Origin of the sequence: Thermococcus sp. M36 (genome assembly GCF_012027355.1) — an archaeon.
Classification (GTDB): Archaea; Methanobacteriota_B; Thermococci; order Thermococcales; family Thermococcaceae; genus Thermococcus.
This window is the reverse complement of the sequence record NZ_SNUH01000173.1, coordinates 1-461: the sequence shown is the minus strand read 5'-3', so window position 1 is coordinate 461 and position 461 is coordinate 1. Positions and strand designations below refer to the sequence as shown.

At 37.3% G+C, this 461-nt stretch carries 1 protein-coding gene; it reads right to left on the bottom strand.

The features are described from left to right. Positions 1 to 461, bottom strand: a 461-nt coding sequence (gene mreC / locus E3E36_RS11845; RefSeq protein WP_167895577.1) for a rod shape-determining protein MreC, incomplete at both ends; no start/stop codon positions are given.

The following is a 461-nucleotide window of genomic DNA, read 5'->3' as shown; positions in this document are numbered from 1 at the left end:
CCATCCCACTCTACACTTCCGAAATTATTATCTCTTTTAAGCATGGCACTTACCTTACTGTTTCTGTGCAATAAGCTCATTACCCTGCAATAATTTTCACTTACATCTAATACAACACCGGCAATACCTTGCGGACTTACTACTGCCATACCTTTTTTAACACCTTGCTTTGCACCTCTTTCTAATGTAAGATAATTATTCTGAAAGGTTACTGTATTACCAACAACGGCAGCTGGTAGATAGGAAAATTTTCTGTACCTGCGTAAACTATCTATAGTAGTGGTATCAATAACAAACTTCTTAGTACTGTCGGGTGCTGCAATGTTTTCACGCAAAGCGTTATTCAACCTTGCGTTTTCTTCACTTAACTGCTGGTTGATTTCTTTTAAATGAAAATAGGAGTGAATGCCTGCATATTGTTTATCAACTTTACCTACTACTTCGTTGGTAGCAGTTGAGAT